Origin of the sequence: Dactylosporangium sp. McL0621, assembly GCF_049995355.1 — a bacterium.
Lineage (GTDB): Bacteria > Actinomycetota > Actinomycetes > Mycobacteriales > Micromonosporaceae > Dactylosporangium.
The window spans coordinates 11,827,164-11,851,250 of the sequence record NZ_CP188259.1; the positions used below are offsets into that span (position 1 = coordinate 11,827,164).

Sequence of the window (24,087 nt, forward strand, 5' to 3'; positions counted from 1 at the left end):
CCCGAATTCGAAAATCCGATCCGCTAAGCCGCTCGTCGTTTGAGCTTGCGACGCTCGCGTTCCGAGAGTCCGCCCCAAATCCCGAAGCGCTCGTCGTGTCCGAGCGCGTACTCCAGGCAGTCTGCCCGCACCTCACAGCGCGAGCAGATGCGCTTGGCCTCGCGCGTCGACCCGCCCTTCTCCGGGAAGAAAGCCTCCGGGTCGGTCTGCGAACACAAAGCGCGCTCTTGCCACTCCGGAGCGTTACCCAGCAGGTCGGCCACGACTGGTTGGCCGTCCATCAGCGTGCCTCCTTCTTGCGCACCGGCGTCAATGCCGGCGCAACCCCCCACGCGGAAGGCGCATGTCCTACAAGGTTGCTGTACCTCGGCGCGGTGTTCCTTATGTCCGCTAGATCGCTTCTCGGAAGCCACCCGGCGAACATCCCCCGTGAAATTACACGCGTGTAATGCGTGCGTCGTCAAGCCGAACCTGATAAATAGGCCCGCTCGGGCGACCGCTTGCACCCCCGTGCCGTACCCATACCGACGCAGCCCGCCCGGAGGTAACGGGCGACACGCCGGACGCGCCGGAAGAGTCTCGGCAAGTTGGCTCAAGGTGCGCGCGCCGCGGCCGAACTGCGCCGATGTGCGGCAAAAGCTGAGATCCGACGTACCGGCACGCTCATGATCCGCCGTCTGCTCCTGGGCGCCGCCGTCTCCGCGATCGTGTTCACCGTCGGCGTTGCCGGCCTGGGGTGGAAGCCCTACGTCGTGATGTCCGAGTCCATGGCGCCCGCGATGCACCGGGGTGACCTCATCTTCGTCGACCCGCACGCGCAGTCGGTGGCACCGTACGAGATCGTCACGTACACGGACCGGCGCGGACCGGTCACGCACCGGGTCATGGCGCAGGCGGCGGACGGGGCGCTCACGGTCAAGAGCGACGCGAACGCGCAGGCGGACCCGGGGCCGGTGGACCGCAAGCACGTCGTGGGGCCGGTGCGGCTGATCCTGCCGCACGTGGGGTGGCCGGTCATGCAGGTCCGGACCCCACCCCGTGAAGATCGCCATCGGCGCGCTGCTGCTGGCCCTGCTCATCCCCGGCCGCCGAGTGCTGGGGCTGCTCCTGCTGGGCGTGCTGGTCGCCGCGGTGGCGCTGGTACCCACCACCGTCGGTTAATCGGGCATATACGATAAATCCGATAAGTCGCGGCGCGGAGCGCCCGACTTATCGGGACCACAGCGAAGCCGCGGCGCGGAGCGCCCGACTTATCGGGACCACACGCGACCGAGAGCACCCCGACCGCTGGGTGAAGGCGTCAGGGGTGATTTACAGGGTGAAAAGCGTCAAACGCGGCCGTAGACCGTGGTGCGGCGGCGCACCGGGCGGCCCGCGGCGCGGCCGATCGCCTCCAGCTCCTCGCTCGTGCGCGCCGAGCCGTGCTCCGAGCCCGCCATGCGCGAGATGGTCTCCTCCATGAGCGTCCCGCCGATGTCGTTGGCGCCCCCGCGCAGCATCGCCGCCGTGCCCTCGTCGCCCAGTTTTACCCACGAGCACTGGATGTTCGGGATGCGGCCGTGCAGGAGGACGCGGGCCATGGCGTGCACCGCCCGGTTGTCGCGCCAGGTCGGGCCCGGGCGGGCGATGCCCGCGAGGTAGATGGGCGCGCTGTGGTGCACGAACGGCAGGGCCACGAACTCGGTGAAGCCGCCCGTGCGGTCCTGGATGCCCGCGAGGACGCGGAAGTGGCCGAGCCAGTGGCCGGGGTGGTCGACGTGGCCGTACATCATCGTCGAGCTCGACCGGATGCCCAGCTCGTGCGCCGTGGTCACGACCTCGACCCAGGCCGAGGTGGGCAGCTTGCCCTTCGTGAGCACCCAGCGGACCTCGTCGTCGAGGATCTCGGCGGCGGTGCCGGGGATGGTGTCGAGGCCGGCGTCCTTGAGCTGCGCCAGCCAGTCGCGGATCGGCACGCCGGCCTTGGCCGCGGCGGTGACGACCTCCATCGGGCTGAACGCGTGGACGTGCATGCCGGGCACCCGGGCCTTCACGGCGCGCACGAGCTCGGCGTAGGCCCCGACGGGCAGCTTCGGGTCGATGCCGCCCTGCATGCAGACCTCGGTCGCGCCCGCGTTCCAGGCCTCCTCGGCGCGGTCGGCGACCTGCTCGTAGGACAGCCGGAAGGCGTCGGCGTCGCGCTCGCGCTGGGCGAAGGCGCAGAAGCGGCAGCCCACGTAGCAGACGTTGGAGAAGTTGATGTTCCGGTTCACTACGAACGTGATGTCGTCGCCGACGGCGTCGCGGCGCAGGTCGTCGGCGATGCGGACGAGCTCCTCCAGGCCGCTGCCGTCCACATTGAACAGTGCCAGGGCGGCCGCCTCGTGCTCGGGCCGCAGCAGGGCGCCCGGATCGCTCGCGGCCAGCGCGAGTCCACTGTGGACGTCGGAGTCCAGGCGTTCCTGCGTCTTCTGGTGTACCCGCGTGGCGACCTCGTCCCAGTCCCCGTACACGGTGTCGAAGTCGCCGCGGCGGTCCGCGCTGCGCCCCTGCTCGTCGATCGCGGTGTGCAGGTCGGTGCGGCCGCTGTCCTCGTGGCCGCCGTCCGGCTCCTGCCACGGCCGCCCGATCGGCATCGCGGCCTCGTCGGCCAGGCCCGAGTCGCGGTCCATGAGGGCCTCGACGTGCACGGTCAGGCGGGCGTCCAGCCACGGTACCCCGCGCCGCGCATACTCCGGGTAGATCGTCAGACGCTCACGAAGTACGAAACCCGCCGCTTTTGTCCGTGCCGCCAGCTCGTCGAGGGCCGGCCACGGCCGTTCGGGGTTCACGTGGTCCGGCGTCACCGGGCTCACGCCGCCCCAGTCGTCGATCCCGGCCCGGATGAGCAGCGCGTACTCCTCGTCGATGAGGTTCGGCGGGGCCTGGATGCGCGCGCGGGGGCCCAGCACCAGCCGCGCCACGGCGATGGTCGCGGCCAGGTCCCGCAGCTCGGCGTCGGGCATGCCGCGCATCGCCGTGTCGGGCTTGGCGCGGAAGTTCTGGACGATGACCTCCTGCACGTGGCCGTACTCGCGCATCGTCCGGCGGATCGCGAACAGCGAGTCGGCGCGCTCGTCGAGCGTCTCGCCGATGCCGATGAGGATGCCGGTGGTGAACGGCACGCCCACCCGCCCGGCGTCCTCGAGCACGCGCATCCGTACCGCGGGCTCCTTGTCCGGCGAGCCGAAGTGCGGGCCGCCCGGCTCCGACCACAGGCGGGTCGCGGTCGTCTCGAGCATCATGCCCATGCTCGGCGCGACCGGCTTGAGCCGCTGCAGCTCCGCCCACGACAGCACGCCGGGGTTGAGGTGCGGCAGCAGGCCGGTCTCCTCCAGCACCGCGATCGCGCACGCGCGCAGGTAGGACAGCGTCGAATCGTAGCCGCGCTCGTCCAGCCAGCGCCGGGCCTGGGGCCAGCGCTCCTCGGGCCGGTCACCGAGCGTGAACAGGGCCTCCTTGCAGCCCTGGCGGGCGCCCTCGCGGGCGATCTCGAGGACCTCGTCCATCTCGAGGTACTCGGCCGGCAGCCGGTGCGGCACCGTCGCGAACGTGCAGTAGTGGCAGCGGTCCCGGCACAGCCGGGTCAGCGGGATGAAGACCTTCTTGGAGAACGTGATGACGCCCGGGCGACCGGCGTCGGCGAGCCCGGCGTCGCGCACGCCGCCCGCGATGGCGAGCAGCTCGTCGAGGGCCGCGCCGCGGGCGCCCAGCAGAACGGCGGACTCGGTCGCGTCGAGCGTGCGGCCGTCCTGCGCGCGGCGCAGCGCACGGCGCAGGGCGCTGCTTTCGGTTTCAGACGTCACCACCGAAGCGTAGGCCGCCAACTGGGCGGATCCCCGCCAGGCCCCCGTGGCCGCGGATGGACCGCGGCCACGGGGACGCCGTCAGTTACTCGGCGGGATCGACTGGGTGCGCTGGGTCTCGTCGCCGTCGTCCCGGCGGCCCGGCTGCAGGACCGTGGTGCGGTCCGGGTCCGCGGCCTCGTCGGCCGGCCTGACCACGGGCGCCTGCTGGGTGGCGTCGGGGTCGACCGGGCTGAGGACGGCGGTGCCCTCCTCCTCGGGCCGCGCGGGGCTCAGCGCCGCGGTGCCCTCCTCCTCCGGGGTGGCCGGAGCGACAGCCGCGGTGCCCTCCTCCGACGCGGACGAGGCCGGCGTGATGGCCGCCGTGCCCTCATCGACCGACGAGGACGACGACGAGGCGGGCGACAGGACCGCAGTGCCCTCGTCGGTCGGGGACGGGTGGGTGGAGTGGCCGCCCGGCCAGCCCGCCGCGGCGAACCCGCCGGACGTCGACGCCTGCGTGTCGGCCGGGGCCTCCGAAGGCGCGGCGACCGGCTCGTCGGGGACCGGCGTCGGGGCCGGCGCGGTGTACGCGGCGAACGGCGAGCTGAGCGGCGGGGCCGAGGACGGCGCCGCCGACGAAGGCTGGACCTCAGCGGCCGAGGCGGCCGGAGCGGCCGGAGTCGCGTACCCGGGGGTCGCGCCGGGCGCGGTGTACCCGCCCGAGGTCGGCGCGGCCGCGGGGGCGCCCGTCGTCGGGGTCGCGTAACCGGGGTAGGCCTGCTGCTGCGGCTGGGCCGTGGGCGTGCCGCCGGTCGTCGGCTGCGACCAGCCCTGGGTGGCCGGCTGCTGCTGGGCGTAGGCGGCCGCGGGCTGGGAGCCGGTCACGTACCCGGTCTGCTGAGCCTGAGCCGCCGCCGCGGGCTGAGCGCCGGTGACGTAGCCGGTCTGCTGAGCCTGGGCCGCCGCCGCCGCCGGCTGGGCGCCGGTGACGTAGCCGGTCTGCTGAGCCTGGGCCGCCGCCGCCGGCTGGGCGCCGGTGACGTAACCGGTCTGCTGGGCGGCCGCCGCCTGCTGGGCGGCGTACTGCTGCTGCGCGTACTGCTGCTGGGCGTAGCCGTAGCCCTGCGGGTACTGCTGCTGCGGGTAGCCCGGGTAGGCCGCGGTGACCGGCTTCGGGGCCGAGTACGCGCCCAGGAAGATCCGCGCGGTGAGGAACAGCCCGAGACCGATGAGCCCGAGGCCCGCCAGGTGCTCCAGGAACGCGCCGAGCGCCCAGCCGATCGGGCTCTCGTCCTGGAAGTCGCCGATGAGCCCGGCGAGCAGGAGCACGAGGCCGAGCACGGCGGCGATCGCGTACTCCACCAGGGCCCCGAGCACGACGGCCTTCGCCCGCGGGGTCACGGGGTCGATGAGCAGGACCAGCGCGACCGCGACGATCGGCAGCAGGATGACCTCGAAGCCGATCACGTTGCTGAACGACGCGGTGGCCGTGGCCAGGAACGAGTTGAAGAGGCCGGTGAGGACCCGGACGAGCCCGGCGAGCAGGATCAGCGCGACCGCGCCGAGCAGGCCGAACGCGGCCAGCTCGCGGTAGGGCTCCAGCAGGCCGCGGGCCTTCTTGGCGTCCGGCGGCGCGACGGCGGGCGCCGCGGGGACGGCCTGGTACTGCTGCGCGGCGCCCGAAACGGGAACGGCCTGGTACTGCTGCGCGGCACCCGAAACGGGAACGGCCTGCGGCGCCGCGGCCGGGGTCTGGTACTGGGCCGCCGCCTGGGGCTGGTACGCCCCGGTGGGGGTCGGATCGGGTGGCTGGGTGCTCACTGGCTCTCCCGAAGTGAAGCGGTCCGTGCAACAGGTCGCCAGCAGCCTAGCTCCCGGCGGCGATTCGCGCGTGCGCGAGAGACCCGGAACGGCGCCGTAACCGGAGTGGGGCAGGATTGAGCCATGCGGATCGTGGTTCTTGCAGGTGGCATCGGCGGCGCGCGCTTCCTGCTGGGGGTGCGCGCGGTGGCCCGGGAGACGGGCGCCGACGTCACCGCGGTGATCAACGTTGGCGACGACGTGACCCTGCACGGGCTGCGCATCTGCCCCGACCTGGACAGCGTGATGTACACGCTCGGTGGCGGCGCCGACCCGGAGCGCGGCTGGGGCCGGGTCGGCGAGAGCTGGACGGTCAAGGAGGAGCTGGCCGCGTACGGCGCGGAGCCCACCTGGTTCGGCCTCGGCGACAAGGACATCGCCACCCACCTGGTGCGCACCCGGATGCTGGAGGCGGGCTACCCGCTCTCGGCGGTCACCGAGGCTCTGTGCGACCGCTGGCAGCCCGGCGTCCGGATGCTGCCGGCGAGCGACGACCGCGTGGAGACCCACGCCGTCGTGGAGGTCGACGGGGCGACCCGGGCGATCCACTTCCAGGAGTGGTGGATCCGTTACCGCGCCGGGGTTCCGACCCAGCGGTTCGTGTTCGTCGGGGCCGACACCGCGAAGCCGGCGGCCGGAGTGCTGGACGCGATCGCGGCGGCGGATGTGGTACTCGTGGCGCCGAGCAACCCCGTGGTCTCCATCGCCCCGATCCTCGCCGTGCCCGCGGTCCGCGAGGCCGTGGCCGGCGGCAAGGCGCCCGTCGCCGGGTTCTCCCCCATCATCGGCTCCGCGCCGGTGCGCGGCATGGCCGACAAGTGCCTCGCCGTGATGGGCGTCGAGTGCACCGCGGCCGGCGTCGGCGGGCTGCTCGGGGCCCGGGCCGACGGCGGAGTCCTCGACGCCTGGCTGGTCGACGAGTCGGATGCCGGGGTGGCGGTACCCGGGCTGACGGTACGGGCCATCCCGCTCTGGATGACCGACGAGGCCGCGACCGCGACGATGGTCCGCAACGCGCTCGCCACGGTCGGTGTCGCATGATCCTCGAGATCCGCCCGGTCAGTGGCATCGGCGAGGTACGGCCGGGCGACAACCTCGCCGAGCTCATCACCGCCGCGGCCGACTGGGTCCGCGACGGCGACGTGCTCGTGGTGACCAGCAAGATCGTGAGCAAGGCCGAGGGCCGGCTGGTCGACCTGCCGCCCGACGGGCCCGACCGCGAGGCCGCCCGCGAGGCCGCGCTGCACGCCGAGACCGCCCGGGTCGTCGCCGAGCGCGGCCCGACCCGCATCGTGCAGACCCACCACGGCCTCGTGCTCGCCCAGGCCGGCATCGACGCCTCGAACGTCGACGCCGCCCACCTGGTGCTGCTGCCGAAGGACCCGGACGCCTCGGCCCGGGCGCTGCGCGAGGAGCTGCGCGACCGCTTCGGGCTCGACGTCGCCGTGGTCATCACCGACACCATGGGCCGGCCGTGGCGGCTGGGCCTGGTCGACTTCGCGATCGGCGCGGCCGGCGTCGACGCCCTGGTGGACTACCGGGGGCTCCAGGACGTCTACGGCAACGAGCTGCAGCTCACCCAGATGGCCCAGATCGACCAGCTGGCCTCCGCCGCCGAGCTGGTGCAGGGCAAGACGGCCCAGGTGCCGGTCGCGGTGGTGCGCGGGTTCGCCCCAGGCTTCCCACCGGAACACGGCCGCGGCGCCGCCGAGCTCATCCGCGGGGCCGACGCCGACCTCTTCTCGCTCGGTACCGCGGAGGCGACCGCCCGCGGCCTGCGCGCCGCCGCCGCCCTGCCCGACGCGACCGCCTTCGCCCCGGCCGGCCCGCCCGTGCGCCTGCCCGCGCTGCCATTCCCGGCCCTGCCGCCGGCGGATATACGCAGCGTGACGGTTCCGGTCAACACCGTTGCCGCCGTGGTCGTCTGGGCCCCGGCCGGCGACCTGCGCGCCGCCGCCGAGGCGGGCCGCATGGCGGAGCGGCTACGGGCCGTTCTCGCAGCTGACGGCCTCGCGAGCGTGTGGCTGGAGGTCGGCGACCCGGCGGCCCTGGCGGATCGGCTGCCCGCGGGGGGCGTGCCCCTCGGCGTGCTCGCCATCGGGCGCGGTAGCCTACCGTCACTATGACGCTGCACGAGGACGCACTGGCCGTGTTGTCGGGATGGGCGGCTCCTTCGGCGGAGGCCGAGGCGACCCGACAGCGGTTCCTGGATTTCGTACGCCCGGAGCCGACCACCGTCTGGCGCGAGCACACCGGAGCCCACGTGACCGCGAGCACGCTGGTCGTCGACGCCGCCGCGGAGCGGGTGCTGCTGTGCCTGCACGGCCGGGTCAACCGCTGGATGCAGCTCGGCGGGCACTGCGAGCCGGGCGACGCCACGATCGCGGGCGCGGCCCTGCGCGAGGCCGCCGAGGAGTCGGGCATTCTCGGCCTGCGCATCAGCGAGGCCCCGATCGACCTCGACGTGCACCACGTGCACTGCTCGGGCGGTTCGTCGCTGCACTACGACATCCGGTACGCGGCCATCGCCCCGCCCGGTGCCGTGGAGATGGTGAGCGCGGAGTCGAGCGCGCTGGGCTGGTTCACGGCCGACGAGCTGCCGGACCCGCTGGCCGACGCGACCGATGTTCTGGTCGCGCCGGCATTAGCCTGGGCGAAGCAGGCATAGAAGGCAGAACAGCCTGGGCGAAGCAGGCATAGAAGGCAGAACAGCCTGGGCGAAGCAGGCATAGAAGGCAGAACAGCCTGGGCGAAGCAGGCATAAAGCCAGAACAGCCTGGGCGAAGCAGGCAGAAGGCTCAGAGCAGCTCGATCGAGCCGCGCTCCTTCAGCGAGTCCACCAGCTTCTTGACGTCCTGGGCCCGTGCGCGCGGGCAGATCAGCAGTGCATCGGGCGTGTCGACGATGATAAGGTCGCTCACCCCGACCGCGGCCACCAGACGGCCCGAGCGCGGCACCACGACCACTCGCTGGGCGTCCTGCATCAGGACCGTCGGCTTGGCCGTGGCGGCCGGGTCGTCGATTACCGCGCCGAGCTCGACCACCACGTTGCCCGCGGTGTCGGTCTCGAGCAGCTCGCCGAGGGTGTGGAAGTCGCCGACGTCGTTCCAGCCGAAGTTGCCCGGCACGGTGCCGACGAGGCCGGCGCGGCCCGCGCCCTCCATGACCCCGAAGTCGACCGAGATCTTGGTCAGGCCCGGCCAGATCTCGGCCAGGACCTCCTCGTGCTCACGCGTCTCCCACGCCTCGGCGATGCGCCGCAGGCCGTCGTGCAGGGCCGGCTGCTGGCGGGCGAGCTCGTCGAGGAAGACGTCGACGCGCCACACGAACATGCCGGCGTTCCAGAGGTACTCCCCGGAGTCGACGTAGCGCTGGGCGACATCGAGGGCGGGCTTCTCCGCGAACTCGGCCACCTTGCACACGTCGCCGCTGCCCGTGGGCTCGCCGACGTGGAGGTAGCCGTAGCCGGTCTCCGGGTGCGTCGGCGTGATGCCGATCGTCATGAGCAGGCCGTCCGCCGCACCCTGGATCGCCCGATGCAGGGTGTCCTGGAAGGCGGGGACGTCGCGCACGAGCTGGTCGGCGGCGAAGGCGCCCATGACGGCGGTCGGGTCGTGGCGGGCGATCACCGCCGCGGCGAGCCCGATCGCGGCGCACGAGTCGCGCGGCGTCGGCTCGACGAGGATGTTGCCCTCCGGCAGGCCCGGCAGCTGCCGGGCCACGGCGGCCGCGTGCGCTACGCCGGTCACCACGTAGGTGGACTCGGGCGTCGCCAGGCCTTCGAGACGGCCGTACGTCGCCTGCAGCAGCGACAACGGGGTGCCGGTGAGGGCGTGGAGAAACTTCGGATGGCCGGCTCGCGACAGCGGCCAGAGCCGCGTGCCGCTGCCACCTGCAGGAATCACCGCGTAGAACACGCGCCCATCATGCCCGGAAAAGGGCACCTTTCCACAACTCGGGGGTGCCAACACCATTACCGAAATCGCCTCGGATTGTTTCGGTGGGTGACACCGAAGGTCACCCGGGGTCAGAAACCGCGCGGTCCGGCGGCTCTAGCCCATGCGGCGAGGTGAACCTCGGCGCTGGACTCCCAGGTGAACTCCTTGGCGCGCGCGGCGCCGGCCTTTGCCAAAGCGTTACGTCGCTCCATGTCGTCGAGCAGTGCCGCCAGGTCACGGGCGATCTCGTCGGGGCCCGGGCCGGTGTACGCCACCGCGTCGCCGCCCACCTCCGGCAGCGAGAGCCGCGGGGTGGTGAGCACCGGCGCGCCGCAGGCCATGGCCTCGAGGATCGGCAGGCCGAAGCCCTCGCCGAAGGACGGGTAGGCCGCGACGACCGCGCCGCCGAGGAAGCCGGGCAGGTCCGCGTAGCGCAGGTAGCCCGGGCGCAGCAGCCGCAGGTGGCTGGGCACCTCGGCGATGGCCGCGTCGATCTCGTCGTCGTGGCCCTGGCCGCCGGCGACCACCAGCGCGGGCGGGTCCTGCCGGTCGCGCACGGCCGAGACCCAGCCGCGCACCAGGCTGGGCACGTTCTTGCGCGGCTCCTTGGCCCCCAGGAAGGCGATGTACTCCGTCGAGCCCAGCCCCAGCCGGGCGCGCACGCGGGCCTTCTCGTCGTCGCTGGGCGCGTGGAACGCCTGCGGGTCGACGCCGTGGTAGGCCACGTCGATGCGGGTCGGGTCGGCGTCGAGCAGGCGGATCAGCTCGTCGCGGGTCGCCTTGCTGGGCACGATCACCCGGCTGGCGCGCCGCAGCGACGTCTTGATAGCGGAGCGGAAGAAGGTGCGGCGGGACTTGTCGTAGTGCTCGGGCTCGGTGAAGAACGTCGCGTCGTGAACGGTGACGGTCACCGGGCAGCCCGCGCGCAGCGGGCAGGTGTAGAAGGGCGAGTGCAGCACCTGGGCGCCCACCTGCTGGGCGAGCATCGGCAGCCCGGTCTGCTCCCAGGCCAGACGGGCCGGGCGGTGCGCGGCCGCGGCCGGGGCCGACATGATCCGTGCGGCGGGGAGCAGCCGTCCGTAACGCTCCGCATCGGTTCGCTGACACACCACGGCCAGGTCGGCGTCCAGCTCTCCGAGCGCGCCCAGGAGACCGTCTACGTAGCGCCCGACTCCGCCTCGGTCGGCAGGGACACTCGTGGCGTCTACGAGCACGCGTGGCGGTCGGCCGGGGGTCACGTGGCACTCCCTTTTGAACTCGATGCGGAACTTCGGTGCGAGACTCTCTCGCGGCAAAGCCTACGCCCGATCCGCCGGTGATCGATGTCCACGACGCGACTCGCATCGTGAGTTCCACCCAGGATTCAGCCTGAATCAACTCACGTGTCGGTCGTGAAGTTCAAATCTTCCTCAATTCAGCGGCATCGGTACGTCGCCGGGCGCTCCGACCACGTATTTGCCCACCCCGCGCACGTCGAACCGCCCCTCGTGGTACACGGCGGGGTCGGCCTTCCCGTCCCCGTCGTACTGCCCCGGCACCGGCGTGTCGCCCGGGTCGCCGAGGCGCACGGGCGCCTGCCCGGCGACGGTGAACTGCTGGGTCGCCGGCGACCACACGGCCGCGTCGAGCCGGCCGTCGCCGTCGTAGTCGGCGGGCACCGCGATCGCCCCGGCCGGGCCGAACCGCCACTCGCGGATGGCCCGCACGGCCCACAGGCCGGTGGCCGGGCGCCAGATGGCCGGCTCGGCCCGGCCGTCGCCGGTGTAGTCGCCGGGCACCGGCTGGTCGCCGGGCTGGCCGAGCTGCAGCTCGCCGACGCCCTTGATGTACCAGATCCCGTTGGACGGCCGGAACACGGCGAGCTCGGCGCGGCCGTCGCCGTCGTAGTCGGCCGGGGCCGGGACGTCGCCGGGCAGGCCCCACTGGGCCACCGAGCGGCCCTCGCCGGTGAGCAGCATCGTCCAGTTGCCGGTCGTCGGCGACCAGGTGGCCACGTCGGCCTTGCCGTCGCCGTTGTAGTCGGCCGGCACCGCGATCTCGTTCGGCCCCGAAGTGAAGGTGGGCTGCGCGATGCCCTGCAGGCGCACGGTGCCGTCGGCCGGGCGGTAGGCGGCCATCAGCGACCGTACCGTCGGCGCCTTCACCAGGTCGCCGAGCAGCGCGGCGGCCCGGTCGCGGATCGCCGGCAGGACGTCCGTCCCCCGGTCGCCGGGGCACTCGGTGGGGTTGGTCTGGCGGTGCGGGAACACACGCGGGACGGTGACCGTGGTGCCGACGGGGTACCTCGACGTCGACCCGCCGCCGGTGAGCGTCGCGCTCCCGCGCGGGGTCGATGGCCTGGCTCAGTGAAAGTTTCCAGGCGGTGTACCGGGCCGCCGACTCCACGACGGCGGGCGGGACGGGCGTGGTGCGGTAGTCGCCGATCATCGCGATGCCGGCGGTGCCGGTGTTGAAGCCGCCCGCCTGGGCCCCCACGACCGGCCGGGCCAGTCCGCCGGCACGGCCCTCCCAGAGCCGGCCGAACCGGTCCACCAGCACGTTGTAGCCGATGTCGCCCCAGCCGCGGCTGACCGTCTGGTACTGGTAGATCGAGCGCAGGATCTTCGGCACGTCGGCCTCGGCGTAGTCGTTGCCGGTGGCCGTGTGGTGCACCGCGACCGCCTTGACCAGCGGCGCGTACTGCGGCCGCCAGTCCATGACCTGCTCGTCGGCGCCCCAGGCGGCGCGGCGGTTGACGGCCGGCATGAACGGGCGCAGCGCGACTGGGGCGTCCTCGGCCACGGGCGGCGCGGGCGGCGCGGCGTCGGCCGGCGAGTCGCTCGGGTCGATGAGGTCGGCGGTGAGATCGTGCGGGGCCGAACCACCGGTGGCGCTGACGGTGATCTGCACGCCGTCGCCCGGCCCGGTCCACACGAGGTCGGCCCCGCCCCGCCCGACCGGCCCAGTCGCGGGGGCCGATGCGCCCGGCGCCGGCGAGGCCTTCCCGCGGGGGCCGGCGGGGACGCGCACGGGGTCGCGGTCGGCCTCGCCGGCGCCGACGGTCCGCCACGCGCTCCAGGCGCCGCCCGGGGTGTGGTGGCGCACGGCGACGCTGACCGCGCCCACGTGGCCGGTCTCGCGCCAGGTGACGCCGACAGCGCTGAAGGGGGCGGTGGAGGTGCGGGTGACGGTGAGCGTCCGGCTGCGGGTGGTCCGGTGGTAGCCGTCGGCCAGCGGTACGTCCTCGAGCACCCCGCCCTGGGCGCTCACCCCGCCCGCGGGCCGGTCGAAGTCGCCGAGCGCGAGCTGGGTGACGCGGGTCGGCACGCCCTCGCCGCCCGGCGCCCGGGCCGCCGGGTTGGCCCACTCGACCGGCGCGGTGAGGCTCTCCGGGGCGGTCGGCGGCTCGGTCGGGCGGGCCGCGGCGCCGCCGCCGACCGCGCCCGCGGCGAGGAGGGCGAGCGCGCAGCCGGCGAGGGCGACCAGCCTGCTGCGCCGGTATCGTCGCGTTGCCCAGACACCCATCTCGCTTGCCCCATCTCGCTAGAAATCAGGTGAGATGCTATAGAAGGGATTAATTGGACATATGGGGAATACAGTTCCTTCACTCTTTGCGGCAATTGTCGGCAAAGACCCGTCACTTCCGTTCTTGACGTTCTACGACGACGCGACCGGCGAGCGAACGGAACTGTCCGGGGCGACGCTGGCCAACTGGGTGTCGAAGACCGCGAACCTGCTGGTCGACGGGTGCGGGCTGGGGCCCGGCGACGTGGCCGCGGTGCGGCTGCCCCCGCACTGGCAGACGGCGGCGGTCCTGCTGGGCGCGTGGACGGCCGGGCTGAGCGTGGCCTACGGGGAGCCGACGGGCGCCGGGGCCGACGTGGAGTTCGCGTCACTGAAGGCGGCGGAGACGGGGGCGCCGGGGCCGGCGGACCGGTACGTGCTCGGGCTCGCCCCGATGGGCCTGCCGATGCGGGGCGGGGTGCCGGACGGGTTCGCCGACTACGTGGCCGAGGTGCGGCAGTTCGGCGACCACTACCCGGGGCCGCCCGGCGGGGCCGGGACCGAGGACCTCGTGGACCGGGCGCGGAAGCTGGCCTACCCGGGCGGCCGGCTGCTGGTCGACGCGGTCGCCCACCCCGACCCGGTCGAGTGGCTGATCGGCCCGCTCGCGGCCGGGGCGAGCATCGTGCTCAGCGTGAACAGCGACCCGGCCAAGCTCGCCGACCGGGCCGCGTCCGAGCAGGCTACGCCCGTGCCGTGACGAAGTACTGCAGGGACTCCGGGTTGGCGAGCGCGCCCTTCGCGGCCGCCTGCTCGACCGGCGTTCCCGTGAGAATGCGCTTCACGGGTACCTCCAGCTTCTTGCCCGACAGCGTCCGCGGCACGGCCTTGACCTGGAAGACCTGGTCGGGGACGTGCCGCGGGGAGAGCGCGGTGCGCAGCTCCCGGGCGATGCGCGACCGCAGCGCGTCGTCGAGGGTCAGCCCGTCGGCCAGGACCACGAACAGCAGCAGTTCACCGGCTCCGCCCTCGGGGTCTTCCAGGTGTACCACCACGGAATCCACGACCTCGTCCAGCCCCTCGACGACCGAGTAGAACTCGCTCGTGCCGAGCCGCACGCCGCCGCGGTTCAGGGTCGCGTCCGAGCGGCCGGTGATGACGCACGCGCCGCGCTCGTCGATGGTGATCCAGTCGCCGTGCCGCCACACGCCCGGGTACGTGCCGAAGTACGCCTCGGCGTAGCGGCGGCCGTCGGGATCGCCCCAGAACCCGACCGGCATGCTCGGCATCGGGGCGGTGATGACCAGCTCGCCGAGTTCGCCGATGACCGGGGTGCCGTCGGCCGCGAACGCCTCGACGCGCGCGCCGAGCGCCCGGCAGGCGATCTCCCCGGCCCGGACCGGCAGCAGCGGCACGCCCCCCACGAAGGCGGTGCAGACGTCGGTACCGCCGGAGGCCGACGCGAGCAGCACGTCGCCGGACACGGCGTCGTAGACCCACTCGAAGCCCTCGGGCGGCAGCGGCGCGCCGGTCGAGCCGACTCCGCGCAGCCGGCTCAGGTCCGCGAAGTCCTTCGGCACCAGGCCGGCCTTGCGGCACGAGAGCAGGAAGGGGGCGGAGGTGCCGAAGTACGTCGTGCCGGTCTCCTCCGCGACCCGCCACAGCCAGCCCAGGTCGGGGTGCGCCGGGTCGCCGTCGACCAGGACGACCGCGGCGCCGACGGCGGGGGCGGAGACGAGGTAGTTCCACATCATCCAGCCGGTCGTGGTGAACCAGAAGAACCGGTCGCCGGGGCCGAGGTCGTGGTGCAGGGCGAGCATCTTGAGGTGCTCGAGGAGGATGCCGCCGTGGCCGTGCACGATCGGCTTCGGCAGGCCCGTGGTGCCCGAGGAGTAGAGGACGTACAGCGGGTGCGCGAACGGCACCGCCGCGAACTCCAGCGGCTCGTCCGTGGCGCCGGTGAGCGCGGCCCAGTCGTCGTTGGCGGGGTCGAGGTAGCCGATGCGCACCACGTGCTCGACCGACGGGAGGGCCCGGCGGATGGCCTCGACCTCGCCGGTGCGGTCGATGGGCTTGTCGCCGTAGCGGTACCCGTCCACCGCGACGAGCACCTTGGGCTCGATCTGCTGCCAGCGGTCGACCACGGAGCGGGTGCCGAACTCGGGGGCGCAGCTGGAGAAGACGGCGCCGAGGCTGGCCGCGGCGAGCAGGAGCACGAAGGTCTCGGGGATGTTCGGCGCGTAGGCCGCGACCCGGTCGCCCTCGCCGACCCCCAGCCGGCGCAGCCCGGCCCGCGCCCGGCGGACCTGCTCGCGCAGCTCGGCCGCGGTCAGCTCGACGGGAGCTCGGGTCTGCGAGCGGGCCACGACGATCGGGTCGCCGTCGGCGACGCCGGGCATGCGCAGCACGTGCTCGGCGTAGTTGAGGCGGGCGCCGGGGAACCATTCGGCGCCGGGCATCCGGGCGTCGGGGAGGGTGTCGGCCGGCGCGACGTGCGCGACCACGCCGAGGTGCTCCCAGATCGCGCGCCAGAACGCGGCCGGCTCGTCGACCGACCACTGCCACAGCGCCTGGTAGTCCGCGAAGGCGAGGCCGCGCTCGGCCTCCAACCAGTGCAGGAACGCCCCGATGCGGGTGTGGTCACGCACGTCCGTCGGGGGTTCCCAGAGCACCTTCGCCATTGGTCCATCTTGCGGTACGCGTGAACGCTCGCTCAGTGTGGGCGGCCCCTACCCGATCCCTCGATCGGGTAGGGGCGGCCCACGGTTGATCAGGACTTGCCGGGGTTGGCCTTTTCGGAGCCGCCCGCATGGGGCGGAAGGCTCGGGCGGATGCCCGGGGCCGGGCGGGGCTGGGTGCCGAAGTCGACGAGGCCGACGTTTACCGGCTTCAGGGCCAGGTTCTTCTCCGGCCAGGCGGTGCCCGCGTAGCGGCCCGTGGCCGAGTCGAACAGGTCGCAGTCGACGGTGCCGCCGCCGTTGGGCTCGCGGTCCATGCACACGAGGTCGTACGGCCGGTTGTCGATCTTCGCCGTGGTCGCCTTGAGGTCGGGCATCAGCGCGAAGGCCTTGTAGATGGTGGTGCGCTGCTGCGGGGTCCAGAACGGCTCCGAGTAGTTGATCAGCTCGAAGACGTCCTTCCAGATCATGCCGTCGGCCGGGCGGTCGGGGTATGTGGTCTGCGCCCACTGCCGCCAGCGCGAGATGAGCTGCGCCGGGTCGGCCGGGAGGCTCGCCAGGTAGTCGGCGGTCGGGCGGTACAGGCCCGGGGCCTGCGCCGTGGCCTGGTCGATCTCATCCTGGGTGCTCGGCATGTCCGCCGTCTGGTCGCCGTCGGTGCGCCGGATGCGCAGCGGGGCCAGGGTGGACGGGTCCATCCAGATCTCGTGGATGTACTTCTCGGCGCCGGGGACCAGGTTGTACGTCTTGATGTACAACACCTGGCCGGCCGGCACCGCCAGCGGCTGGCCGCCCGCCGCCGCGTTCGCCAGGCGATCCATCGCGGCGACCGCCTTGGCGTGCGTCGCGCCCCCGTCGCTGGTGACCTTCGCGTCGAGCGGGGCCCGGGTGCCGATCGTGACCGGGAGGTCCGCGGTCGCACCGGCGCTCGGGCGGCCCGCGGCCGTCGCCGGCCCCTGCGCCGGGGCCTGACCGCCGCCGTCCGTCCGGTTGCCCGCGCTGTTGACGGCCGCGGCCGCGCCGACGACCACGGTCAGGGCCGCGGCCGCGCCGGCGCTCGCCAGCAGCCACTGGCGGCGGCGGGTCGGCGGGCGGTGCTCGCTGCCCGCCAGCCGGTAGCGCCCGCGCACGAGCACGCCCTCGGGCGGGTCGTCCAGGTCGCGGCGGAAGCCCCGCAGCGCCATCAGGTCCTTATCGTCAGTGCTCATGTTCGCTCCGCCTCGTCGAGTGCCTTGCGCAACTTGGTCCGGGCCCGGTGCAGCGCCGACTGCACCGTGCCGAGCGGCAGGTGCAGCGCCTCCGCGATCTCCGCGTACGTCAGGTCGGCGACCCCGAACAGCAGCAGAACGTCGCGCTGGCGGGCCGGCAGCTTGGCGAGCACCCGCGCGATGAGGCGCGCCTGCCGTCCGGCGTCCACCCGTTCGTCCGTCCGGGTCGCATGGCTCTCCGCCGACGTCGCCACCAGCAACGGGTCCGCGCCGGTCCGGGCCAGCGCCCGGTAGCCGCGAACCTCGTCGCGGCGGTGGCGGAACAACACGTTGGTGGCGATGCCGAACAGCCACGGGAGCGGGTCGGCACCGGGGTCGAGGGTGTGGCGTTTTTCGTACGCGACCAGGAACGTCTGCGCCACCACGTCCTCGGCCCGATCCGGCCCCACCCGGCGCGCGCAGTAGCGGTAGAGCGCCCGCGCGTGCCGGTCGTAGAGGGCGGTGAAGCCGTCCGCGATCAAGAGGTTGCCTTCCGGGTCCACACACCTTCTTGTCCGGTACCCGCCGCGCTGTTCCCGGTTTTTGCCGTTCTTTTCGGCCCTATCGGTTCGATCGATGTTTCTGGATCGCGTCCCGGCGGGCGAGACGGTGTTCGCGTCGGATTTCCGCCTCCCGCCACCGGCCCTCGTTCGCCGGCGAGTCGGGGACGACCGCGGGGACCGGGCGCGGCCTGCCGTCGGCGTCGACGGCGACGAAGACGAGGTACGCGGTCGCGACGACCACCGGGGCGGACTCGCTGACCTCGTCCCAGCGCTCGGCCTCGAGGCGGACGCCGACCTCCATCGAGCTCGTGCCGGTCCAGTTGACCTGTGCGAACGCGTGGACGAGGTCGCCGACGCGCAGTGGTTCGAGGAACGCGATCTCGTCGATCGAGGCGGTCACGGCCGTGCCACCGCTGTGCCGCGCGGCCGCGGCGCCGGCCACGTCGTCGATGAACTTCATGATCACGCCGCCGTGGACCGTGCCGTACAGGTTGACGTCGACCGGGGTCATGATCCGGCTCAGCGTGACCCGCGAGTAACCGGTGGGACGGCTGGTCGGACGGGCGGTGTGCTCGGTCATGCCAAAGACGGTACGGTGCGAGCCATGCGACACGTCGGAAGCCTGATCGCGGGGATGTTCATCGCCCCGATCGCCTGGCTGCTGATCGCGATCGGTCAGCAGAAATCCGCGGAAACCGTGGCGAAGTGGGTCGAGAACGGTTCTTTCGACTCCGTCGACCTGATCGTCCCCGCCGCGTACCTCGTGGGTGCCGGCCTGCTCATCGGCCTCATCGCCACCCTGCGCATCTCGCCCGTCGGCCCGATCGTCGCGGGCGCGGCGCTGCTGGCGACGTACGTGAGCCTGTTCATCGACCCGCTGTCGGTCATGAACAGCCTGCCGCGCGACCTCAAGATCGCCAGCCTCACCGTCGACCTGCGGCTGCCGATCGTCAACGGCACCACCGCGGTGCTGGGCCTGGCGCTGCTGATCGCCGCCTTCAGCGTGAAGCGCTGGCGGACCTGGCCGACCGTGGTACCGCTGGGCGCGGTCGGGGCGGACGGGCCGGCCGACGTGCACGAGTACCCGCTCGGGCAGGGTCCGGCCTCGACGCCGCCGGTGGCCGCGCGCCCCGGTTACTCGCCGGCGCAGACGGCCGCGTTCCCGGCCGCCGCGGGGTTCCCGGCCGCGGCGACCACGGTGCTGCCGGGGCCGGGTGGCTTCGGGGGTCCGCCGCCGCCGAGTGACGAGACCCAGCCCGTGCCGCCGGTCTCCGGTGGCGGGTACCCGGGCCGTTCCGTGTCGTCGCCGCCGGTCTCCTCGGGGTCGCCGTTCGCGGCGCCGCCGTTCGTGCCGGCGCCGCCCGTGGTGTCCACTCCCCCGGTGTCGGCCCCGCCCGGCGCTTCCGTGCCGCCCGGTTCGGCCCCGCCGCCGTTCGCCGCGGCGCCGCCGGTGTCGAGCCCGCCCGGGCCCGCGCAGTCGCCGTACGCCGCGACGCCGCCGGTCACGTCCGGGCCGCCGCAGTCGCCCTACGCCGCGGCGCCGCCGGTCGCTTCCGGTCCGCCGCAGTCGCCCTTCGCCGCGACGCCGCCGGTCACGTCCGGGCCGCCGCAGTCGCCCTTCGCCGCGCAGGCGCCCTACAGCGCGCAGGCACCTTACAGCGCGCAGGCACCTTACAGCGCGCAGGGGCCTTCGGCCGGGCAGGCGCCGTACAGCCCGCAGGGGCCCTACAGTCCGCCGGGGTCTTCCGCCGGGCAAGCGCCCTTCAGTCCGCCGGGGTCTTCCGCCGGGCAAGCGCCCTACGGCGCGCCGGGGGCCAATGCCGGGCAAGCGCCCTACGGCGCGCAGGGGCCTTACGCCGGGTCGGGGCCTGCCGCCGGGCCGGCGCCTTTTGCCGCGGCGCCGCCGGTCAGCTCGGCGCCGCCCCGGCCCTCCTACTCCACCGCGCCGCCGCCGGTTGCTTCCGCTCCGCCCGGGCCGTTCCCGCCGACCCCGCCCGGGGTTGCGCCGCAGCCGGTCTTCACGCCGCCGTCGCCCGCGGCCGCGCCGCCGGTCTCCACCCCGCCGGCCGCCGCCGGGGATCCCTCCTGGCTGACGCCCGAAACCGGGAACCGGGCGGAGTCCGAGGACGCGGCGACCGGGGCCGTCGGGTACAGCCGCGGGGCGAGCTCGCCGCCGCCGGCCGAGGACGCTCCGCCCTCCTGGCCGGTGCCCGCCTCGCCCGCCCCCGGTGACGCGTCGCCGGCCGGCCTCACGCCGTCCGGCTCATGGCCCGTCGTTCCGGCGCCGGGTGGGTCGACGGAGGACGAGACCGTGGACGAAACCGAGACCGAGGCGACTCGGCCGCTGTATGCAAGCTCGGCCTCCGGGTCCGGCTCCGGTTCGGGCGTCAGCTCCGGCTCTGATTCCGGCTTCGGCTCTGATCCGCGTTCCGGCTCCGGTTCGGGCGTCAGCTCCGGCTCTGATTCCGGCTTCGGCTCAGGCGTCGGCTCTGATTCGCGCTCCGGCTCCGGCTCCGGTTCGGGCGTCGGCTCCGGCTCGGAGTCGGGTGCCGGCTCGGACTTCGGCGCCGGTGCCGGCTCGGACCCCGGCGCCGGCGAGACGTCCGCCGGGCTCCCCTCGCGCGCGGCCCGCGGGCCGGCCGCCGAGGAACGGTCGCTCCTGGCCGGCCCCTCGTTCGACGGGTTCGCGGTGCCCTCGCGGCCGGGTCAGGAAGAGGAGACCGAGGCGTTCCACCCCGGTTCACAGTCGCCCGCGGCACCGCGCCCGCGGCACGCGGCCGGCAACGGGGAGTACGCGGCCGCGCCCGGCGACGACTCCGACGAGCGACGGGGCCGGTTCCAGCCGATGGCCCCGCAGCCGCCGGTCGAGGAGGCGACCACCGCGTTCCAGGCTCCCGGGCCGTCGAGCGAGGACGCCACCACCGCACTCCCCGGCAACGCCGCCGCGGCCTACGGTGCACCCGCCCCGAGCGGCGACGCGAGCACGGCGTTCCGGGCCGCGCCGAGCGAGGACGCCAGCACCGCGTTGCGCACCTCCGCCCCGAGCGGCGACGCGAACCCCACGTTCCGGCCCCCGGCCCCGGGCGAGGACGCCACCACCGCGTTCCACGCGCCCGCTCCCGGCGGGGACGGGAATCCCGCGTTCCCGGCGCCCGCGCCGAGCGGCGACACCGGCACCACGTTCCAGCCTCCGGCGTCGGGCGCCGACGAGGCCACGACCGTGCTGCGGCACGACTCCTCGGCGGCCGCCCGGGACATGTCCGCGCGCGAGTCCGGTGCGGGCGCGGATGCGGCGACGCTGTGGCCGTACGGTGGCGGGAACGACGAGGCCACCGCTCGGTTCGAGGCTCCGGTGGACGATGCCGAGGAGACCGCGAACTTCGGGTTCGGCGGCCAGACGCTCAGCCCGTCGGAGGCGGCCGAGCGGCGTTCTGCGTTCGCGCGGGGCGAGGCCGAGCGGCGGGCGACAGCGGCGCAGTCCCAGCTCGACCGCATCGCGGCCGAGCGGGCGGCGACCCAGGCCACCGGCGCGCAACCGGCCGCGGGACAGACCGGTGCGGGCGACGACGCCGAGGAGACCCAGACGCCTCCGCGCCGCGACAACCCCTGGGCCGAGCCGCCGCGCGAGCGCGGCTGACCCGCACGACAAGCACCACGGCCCCGTCGCTCACGAGCGACGGGGCCGTTCCGTACTCGTAGAACTGAGCGACGCACAGCGCAGTTTCCCCGTGGTGAACCCCCACGCCGGCATCGCGCGATACCCACCACCGACACGTAGACCGATACAACTGGCGTGGTCACTGTCACCCCGCGGGCGCAGCTGATCGCACGAAGAGCATCGGGGCCGCCGCGTTCAGCGCAGGGGGTTTGGGTGGAGCGAAGCTCCCCCAACGCGAGCGCAGCGAGCCTTAAGACAGGCGACTCTTACATTTAATAGTGTTAACTGATAGCGTCCGTGCTCATCGATCCATCGATGGGCAGGAGGTCCCGTGAGATCTCGTCGTCGCACATTCGCCCTGGTGACCGGGGCGGCCGCGGCTCTCATTACGGCGCTGGCCCTCGCGCCCGTACTCGGGGCCCAGGCCGCCACCAACGTCGCCGCCGCCGCCTGTTCGGCGCCGGTCTGGGCCGAGGGCAACACCTACACGGTCGGTACGCAGGTGACGTACAACGGCCACACGTACCAGGCGCTGGTGACCCACACCGCCTATGTGGGCGCCGGCTGGAACCCCGCGGCCACGCCGTCGCTGTGGAAGGACCTCGGCACGTGCACCGGCGGCGGCACGACCGCCACCGCCTCGCCGTCGCCGACGCGCACGAACTCGCCGTCGCCGTCGACGTCGCCGAGCCGCACCACGTCGCCGACCCCGACCAATTCCCCGACGCCGACGCCGACCGGCGGCACCGGTAGCTGCGGGGTGAAGTCGCGCCCGGCCGGCAAGGTGCTGCAGGGGTACTGGGAGAACTGGGACGGCGCCTCGAACGGCGTGCACCCGGGCCTCGGCTGGATCCCGATCACCGACAGCCGGATCGCCCAGCACGGGTACAACGTCATCAATCTCGCCTTCCCGGTCATCCGCTCCGACGGCACGGTGCTGTGGGAGAACGGCATGGACGCGGGCGTGAAGGTGCCGACCCCGGCCGAGATGTGCCAGGCCAAGACCAACGGCGCCACGCTGCTGATGTCGATCGGCGGGGCCGCGGCCGGCATCGACCTGAGCTCCTCGGCGGTGGCGGACAAGTTCGTCGCCACGATCGTGCCGATCCTCAAGGCCAACAACTTCGACGGCATCGACATCGACATCGAGACCGGGCTGACCGGCAGCGGCAGCATCGGCACACTCTCGACGTCGCAGGCCAACCTGATCCGCATCATCGACGGCGTGCTGGCCCAGATGCCGTCGAACTTCGGGCTCACCATGGCGCCGGAGACGGCGTACGTGACCGGCGGCAGCGTGACGTACGGCTCGATCTGGGGCTCGTACCTGCCGATCATCAAGAAGTACCTGGACAACGGCCGCCTGTGGTGGCTGAACATGCAGTACTACAACGGTTCCATGTACGGCTGCTCCGGCGACTCGTACTCGGCCGGCACGGTCCAGGGCTTCACGGTGCAGACGCAGTGCCTGAACTCGGGCCTGACGATCCAGGGCACCACGATCCGGGTCCCGTACGACAAGCAGGTCCCCGGCCTGCCCGCGCAGTCGGGCGCCGGCGGCGGGTACATGGCGCCGTCGCTGGTGTCGCAGGGGTACAACAGCGTCAGTGGCATCAAGGGCCTCATGACGTGGTCGATCAACTGGGACGGCTCGAAGGGCTGGTCCTTCGGCGACAACGTGAAGTCGCTGGAAGGCCGCTGACCCTCCGCCGCCGCTGCACCGCCCGGCCCGCTCAGGCCGCGCGGTGCAGCGGCGGCGTTTCCAGCAGCGGCGGCTCCGCGGCCGGATCGAGCGGCCGATGGAGATGGAAACCCTGCCCGAGGGCACACCCCAGCCGTCGTACCGCATCCAGCTGCGCCTGGTTCTCGATGCCCTCGGCCACCACGCGCAGGCCCAGGATGTGGCCGAGCTCCATGATGGTCGACACGAGCGCCATGTCCCGCACGGTGAGCTGGCTGCGGGCGATGAAGGCGCGGTCCACCTTCAGCTCGTCGACGGGCAGGTCGCGCAGGTACGCCAGCGACGAGTAGCCCGTCCCGAAGTCGTCGATCGACACCTGCAGGCCGCGGGCGCCGTCGCCACCGCCGTGTCGCGGTGCGCATCGCCCAGCAGGACCGCGAACTCGTCGCCGCCGAGGCGGGCCACGCTGTCGCCGGCCCGCACGCAGCAGCGGATCCGCTCGGCGACGGCCGCGAGCAACTGGTCGCCGGCGTCGTGGCCGAGGCTGTCGTTGACCGCCTTGAACCGGTCCAGGTCGATGAAGAGCGCGCCGGCGCGCGGGCGGCCGTGGAACGTCTTCAGGAACAGGGCGCGGTTGGGCAGGCCGGTGACGTGGTCGTGGTGGGCCTCGTGCACCTGCTCGAGGGTGCGGGCGTCGGTCAGCGCCAGCCCGACCTGCTGCGCGAACGCCTCCAGCTGCTCGGCGTGCGACCCGGCGCCGACCCGGGCCACCAGGGCGCCGGCGGTCTCCCCGGTCACCAGCACCGGTACGGCGAGGATTGCCGGCCCCGCCCCGTCCTCGTCGACCTGCAGCGAGCCGGTCCGCATGGCCGCCGCCGCGGCCGCGCGGGCGCCGAGCGGGCCGATGCCGGCCGCGCGGGCGCGCACGGTGAAGCCGGGGCCGCCCAGGGCCGCCACCGCCACGCCGTGCACGGTGGCGCCGGCGGCGGTCAGCTCGCCCGCCCCGGTGCCACCGACGACGACGGCCCCGGGGGCCTGGGCGCGGACCGCCGCGAGCACCACGCCCGCGTCGTGCCCGCCCGACGTGAAGACGAAGACCGCGGCGGGGGTACGCCCGGCCAGAGCCGCGGCCGCGGCCTCCCCGCCGGCCCGGGCGGAGTCGGCGGCCGTGCTGTGGCCGGCGCCGAACCAGCGCTCACTCGTGCTCGACATGGCCCTGCTATCGGCACGTCC

Annotated in this window: 20 protein-coding genes and 2 pseudogenes; 9 read left to right on the top strand and 13 right to left on the bottom strand. The window is 73.7% G+C overall.

Going from position 1 to position 24,087, the window contains the following annotated elements; translation table 11 throughout:
* Nucleotides 1-23 precede the first annotated feature (23 nt).
* Entirely contained in the window at nt 24-281 is a 258-nt protein-coding gene (locus tag ACPPVO_RS56075) for a WhiB family transcriptional regulator (RefSeq protein WP_426507834.1), read from the bottom strand.
* 474 nt (nt 282-755) lie between these two features.
* On the opposite strand from ACPPVO_RS56075, the pseudogene ACPPVO_RS56080 reads away from it, so the two are divergent.
* Together ACPPVO_RS56080 and ACPPVO_RS56085 are read left to right on the top strand one after the other, a co-directional pair.
* Nucleotides 756-953: pseudogene (locus ACPPVO_RS56080) on the top strand (S24/S26 family peptidase); the annotation flags it as partial.
* An 85-nt stretch (nt 954-1,038) separates the two neighbouring features.
* Nucleotides 1,039-1,161 (top strand): hypothetical protein, encoded by a 123-nt coding sequence (locus tag ACPPVO_RS56085; protein ID WP_426514952.1) that lies wholly within the window; start codon nt 1,039-1,041, stop codon nt 1,159-1,161.
* A 167-nt stretch (nt 1,162-1,328) separates the two neighbouring features.
* Here ACPPVO_RS56085 and ACPPVO_RS56090 read toward each other — a convergent pair whose 3' ends face one another.
* Together ACPPVO_RS56090 and ACPPVO_RS56095 are read right to left on the bottom strand one after the other, a co-directional pair.
* Nucleotides 1,329-3,827: a bifunctional FO biosynthesis protein CofGH gene (locus ACPPVO_RS56090; RefSeq protein WP_426507835.1), complete on the bottom strand. Its 2,499-nt coding sequence runs from the start codon at nt 3,825-3,827 to the stop codon at nt 1,329-1,331.
* Between the two features lie 78 nt (nt 3,828-3,905).
* Nucleotides 3,906-5,627, bottom strand: a complete 1,722-nt coding sequence (locus tag ACPPVO_RS56095) for a hypothetical protein (protein WP_426507837.1) — start codon at nt 5,625-5,627, stop codon at nt 3,906-3,908.
* 123 nt (nt 5,628-5,750) lie between these two features.
* Here ACPPVO_RS56095 and cofD point away from each other — a divergent pair, with 123 nt between their 5' ends.
* The 3 genes from cofD to ACPPVO_RS56110 are packed head-to-tail and all read left to right on the top strand — an operon-like array spanning nt 5,751 to nt 8,334.
* On the top strand, nt 5,751-6,707 hold the full coding sequence (gene cofD / locus ACPPVO_RS56100; RefSeq protein ID WP_426507838.1) for a 2-phospho-L-lactate transferase: 957 nt from the start codon (nt 5,751-5,753) through the stop codon (nt 6,705-6,707).
* A complete protein-coding gene (locus ACPPVO_RS56105; RefSeq protein ID WP_426507839.1) occupies nt 6,704-7,792 on the top strand; it encodes a coenzyme F420-0:L-glutamate ligase in 1,089 nt (362 codons plus the stop codon). The genes cofD and ACPPVO_RS56105 overlap by 4 nt, the downstream gene beginning before the upstream one ends.
* Nucleotides 7,789-8,334 carry an NUDIX hydrolase gene (locus tag ACPPVO_RS56110; RefSeq protein WP_426507841.1) on the top strand — a complete coding sequence of 182 codons (546 nt, stop codon included), beginning with the start codon at nt 7,789-7,791 and terminating at the stop codon, nt 8,332-8,334. Before ACPPVO_RS56105 ends, ACPPVO_RS56110 begins: the two co-directional genes overlap by 4 nt.
* 130 nt (nt 8,335-8,464) lie before the next feature.
* Here ACPPVO_RS56110 and ACPPVO_RS56115 read toward each other — a convergent pair whose 3' ends face one another.
* The 4 genes and pseudogenes from ACPPVO_RS56115 to ACPPVO_RS56130 all read right to left on the bottom strand — a co-directional run.
* Complete coding sequence (locus ACPPVO_RS56115; RefSeq protein WP_426507843.1) at nt 8,465-9,583, bottom strand: mannose-1-phosphate guanylyltransferase; 1,119 nt, start codon at nt 9,581-9,583, stop codon at nt 8,465-8,467.
* 110 nt (nt 9,584-9,693) lie between these two features.
* Entirely contained in the window at nt 9,694-10,842 is a 1,149-nt protein-coding gene (locus tag ACPPVO_RS56120) for a glycosyltransferase family 4 protein (RefSeq protein ID WP_426507845.1), read from the bottom strand.
* 171 nt (nt 10,843-11,013) lie between these two features.
* Entirely contained in the window at nt 11,014-11,853 is an 840-nt protein-coding gene (locus tag ACPPVO_RS56125; protein WP_426507846.1) for an FG-GAP repeat domain-containing protein, read from the bottom strand.
* 112 nt (nt 11,854-11,965) lie between these two features.
* A pseudogene (locus tag ACPPVO_RS56130) lies at nt 11,966-12,349 on the bottom strand (N-acetylmuramoyl-L-alanine amidase); the annotation flags it as partial.
* Between ACPPVO_RS56130 and ACPPVO_RS56135 the strand changes: the two are divergent.
* On the top strand, nt 12,267-12,806 hold the full coding sequence (locus tag ACPPVO_RS56135; protein ID WP_426507848.1) for a hypothetical protein: 540 nt from the start codon (nt 12,267-12,269) through the stop codon (nt 12,804-12,806). The pseudogene ACPPVO_RS56130 and the gene ACPPVO_RS56135 sit on opposite strands and share 83 nt — an antisense overlap.
* 426 nt (nt 12,807-13,232) lie before the next feature.
* On the top strand, nt 13,233-13,847 hold the full coding sequence (locus tag ACPPVO_RS56140; protein ID WP_426507850.1) for a TIGR03089 family protein: 615 nt from the start codon (nt 13,233-13,235) through the stop codon (nt 13,845-13,847).
* Here the strand turns inward: ACPPVO_RS56140 and ACPPVO_RS56145 are convergent.
* The 4 genes from ACPPVO_RS56145 to ACPPVO_RS56160 form a co-directional block, all read right to left on the bottom strand.
* Complete coding sequence (locus ACPPVO_RS56145; RefSeq protein WP_426507851.1) at nt 13,831-15,768, bottom strand: acetoacetate--CoA ligase; 1,938 nt, start codon at nt 15,766-15,768, stop codon at nt 13,831-13,833. The two genes, ACPPVO_RS56140 and ACPPVO_RS56145, sit on opposite strands and share 17 nt — an antisense overlap.
* An 89-nt stretch (nt 15,769-15,857) precedes the next feature.
* Entirely contained in the window at nt 15,858-16,973 is a 1,116-nt protein-coding gene (locus ACPPVO_RS56150; RefSeq protein ID WP_426507853.1) for a hypothetical protein, read from the bottom strand.
* Nucleotides 16,970-17,515 carry an RNA polymerase sigma factor gene (locus tag ACPPVO_RS56155; protein WP_426507855.1) on the bottom strand — a complete coding sequence of 182 codons (546 nt, stop codon included), beginning with the start codon at nt 17,513-17,515 and terminating at the stop codon, nt 16,970-16,972. The genes ACPPVO_RS56150 and ACPPVO_RS56155 overlap by 4 nt, the downstream gene beginning before the upstream one ends.
* A 58-nt stretch (nt 17,516-17,573) precedes the next feature.
* Nucleotides 17,574-18,095, bottom strand: coding sequence for an acyl-CoA thioesterase (locus tag ACPPVO_RS56160; RefSeq protein WP_426507857.1), 522 nt, complete (start codon nt 18,093-18,095; stop codon nt 17,574-17,576).
* 24 nt (nt 18,096-18,119) lie between these two features.
* Here ACPPVO_RS56160 and ACPPVO_RS56165 point away from each other — a divergent pair, with 24 nt between their 5' ends.
* Together ACPPVO_RS56165 and ACPPVO_RS56170 are read left to right on the top strand one after the other, a co-directional pair.
* Nucleotides 18,120-21,152 carry a hypothetical protein gene (locus ACPPVO_RS56165; protein ID WP_426507859.1) on the top strand — a complete coding sequence of 1,011 codons (3,033 nt, stop codon included), beginning with the start codon at nt 18,120-18,122 and terminating at the stop codon, nt 21,150-21,152.
* Nucleotides 21,153-21,504: 352 nt separating this feature from the next.
* Nucleotides 21,505-22,875, top strand: coding sequence for a carbohydrate-binding protein (locus ACPPVO_RS56170; RefSeq protein WP_426507861.1), 1,371 nt, complete (start codon nt 21,505-21,507; stop codon nt 22,873-22,875).
* 31 nt (nt 22,876-22,906) lie between these two features.
* On the opposite strand, the gene ACPPVO_RS56175 is transcribed toward ACPPVO_RS56170, so the two are convergent.
* Both ACPPVO_RS56175 and ACPPVO_RS56180 read right to left on the bottom strand, forming a co-directional pair.
* Nucleotides 22,907-23,230 (bottom strand): EAL domain-containing protein, encoded by a 324-nt coding sequence (locus ACPPVO_RS56175; RefSeq protein ID WP_426507862.1) that lies wholly within the window; start codon nt 23,228-23,230, stop codon nt 22,907-22,909.
* Complete coding sequence (locus tag ACPPVO_RS56180; protein WP_426507864.1) at nt 23,158-24,066, bottom strand: diguanylate cyclase domain-containing protein; 909 nt, start codon at nt 24,064-24,066, stop codon at nt 23,158-23,160. The genes ACPPVO_RS56175 and ACPPVO_RS56180 overlap by 73 nt, the downstream gene beginning before the upstream one ends.
* Nucleotides 24,067-24,087 lie beyond the last annotated feature (21 nt).